Source organism: Haloarcula sp. JP-Z28, from assembly GCF_011440255.1.
GTDB lineage: Archaea > Halobacteriota > Halobacteria > Halobacteriales > Haloarculaceae > Haloarcula > Haloarcula marismortui.
This window is the reverse complement of record NZ_JAAOHT010000145.1, coordinates 1-1,975: the sequence shown is the minus strand read 5'-3', so window position 1 is coordinate 1,975 and position 1,975 is coordinate 1. Positions and strand designations below refer to the sequence as shown.

2 protein-coding genes are annotated in these 1,975 nt (G+C 59.1%); one reads left to right on the top strand and one right to left on the bottom strand.

Translation table 11 applies throughout. From position 1 onward, the window contains the following. Nucleotides 1–376: 376 nt before the first annotated feature. Nucleotides 377–1,507, bottom strand: coding sequence for a hypothetical protein (locus G9463_RS23555; RefSeq protein WP_165897988.1), 1,131 nt, complete (start codon nucleotides 1,505–1,507; stop codon nucleotides 377–379). A gap of 161 nt (nucleotides 1,508–1,668) precedes the next feature. On the opposite strand from G9463_RS23555, the gene G9463_RS23550 reads away from it, so the two are divergent. Beyond that, the coding region (locus tag G9463_RS23550) for a helix-turn-helix domain-containing protein (protein WP_165897987.1) at nucleotides 1,669–1,975 on the top strand (307 nt) is incomplete at its 3' end.

Here is a 1,975-nt window from a genome sequence, read left to right as displayed (position 1 = left end):
CCGCTGCAGCCGATTCCGACACGAACCGGCTTATTGGGAACATATCGGGCACCGCTGGCGCGGTGCCCTTGCCCTCTTCGACTTTCAGCCGCAGCTCTCGCTATCAACAATCTCCTTCGCAAGAGCGTTCCTGAAAGTGCGAGAATCTGGGTCGCGGTCTAGTTCAGCTGATCAAATGCTACCATCTTTGAATTCGCGTGAGGCGCATACTGTTAATGCTGGCACCCATCGGGGGGTTCTGACAGCGGTATCAGAAGTGTCAGCTTTGTGGACATTAGCTTTCATCTCCCGAGACCCTCAGACAATATAGCTGAAGCTAACAGCCGAGCAGATGGCATACCTGCGGGTGTGCTGGCAAGCAGTTCAGTGTGGGTAGTCAGTCCGCGACAGTCCCTCCATCAGTCAGTGCCGATGGTTGCTGACCGCCACCATAGGAGCCCAGCGTCGTCTCGCCGCTGTCAGCAAGCTTCGAGTCGCCGTCGGCGTTCGCGAACTCTCTGATAGTCCGGGCCATATCAGGGTGGTCGATTTTGAGTTCGGTCAGATTCAGGCGCAGCACCTGTTGTCTGTCTGGTTTGCCAGTCCCGATCCCGAAGTGCTCGGCGGCTTCTTGCATCACCTCGTGCATCGTTGGTCTCGATATCTCGTCGTCGAACACTGTCTCCCGAAGTTCTCGCTCGGGGAGCGTCACGTCCTTTGAGGACGTCGCCATTGCCCGACGGCCAACGGTGTAGATGAGACGGCGCTTCATCTCATCAGTATCCAGTAGTTCGACCGAGCGGCGGCATTCAGCAGGCGTTTCGTCGGGGGCGATCTCTTCGGCCTGGTCGCGGGAGATCCACAGCTCCTCGTTGTGCGGATGGCGTTCGTAGTCGAGGCGGTCGATTACGAGGTCGCGGTACTTCTCCAGCGTTGGGTCGGATGCCTTCGGTCCCTCGGCGGCGATGTTGTGGATGCTCTCGTTCAGGACCTCGTCGGTGAACGACTCACCGACATCGTGGCAGATGGCGATCGTCTTGCGCTGGACGCTGCTGAGACTCTTATCGGAGTCGTCATTGAGCTCGCCCAGCATGGATTCGGCGTCGTCGACGACGCGGTCGAGCTTGTCTTCTACGCGGCGAGATCGCCCGCCATCGCGATAGACGTTCAATGCGCGTGCGAGGGCGACGCCGTAGTTGTAGTCCGTGTGCTCGTCGACGTATGCACAGAACTCTTTTTTGAGTGGCGTCCCGACACGGATGCCGATGCGGGTCGGTTCCTGAGACGACAGATCAGATTTTATTTTTTCGCTGGCGTGGTCCGGAGAGCGGCCGGCGGCTGAGACGAGGCGGTCGACGAGCGTCTCAACGCGAGCATAGCCGTCCGCGTCAATATATTGCTCCATCGCGAGTTCGGCTTCACGGCCCAGATAGCCCTCAGCAACCCCGAATCGGGATTCGATGTGGCGGCGGAACTGTTCCCACTCGTCTGCAGGAACCATCCAGTCCAGTTTCGAAGTGTCCCGCATCAGGACTGCACCTCCCGAAGGGCGGACCCGCATCCACACACCATCTCGGTGTGTGCGGGGGGGTTCACACCCACACCACACACACCTTCTTGGTGTGTGGGTGGGGTGGGGGTGCATAGTACCCAAGTGAAGTTATGGGGATAGCCTGAGAAGGTGTTGCAATGAGCGGGGACCGACGCAAAGAGATCGTCCGCCATCTGAGTGAAGATGATCTCAATCGGTTGCTATCGGAGGCGGACGATCCGAAGGTCGTCCGCCGCCTCACGTTCGTGAAAAATCTCTACAAGGGCGACAGCCTTGAGGAGGCAGCTGACCGCGTTGGCAAATCTGAATCGACGGGTAGTCGGTGGGCACGTCGCTGGAACGAAGGTGGTCTTGGCCAATTAACGCCGAACTTCGGGGACGGACGTCCCCCGAAGCTCGGCGAAGACGAGCAGGAACAACTCTTGGAGATGCTCCGTGACGGCC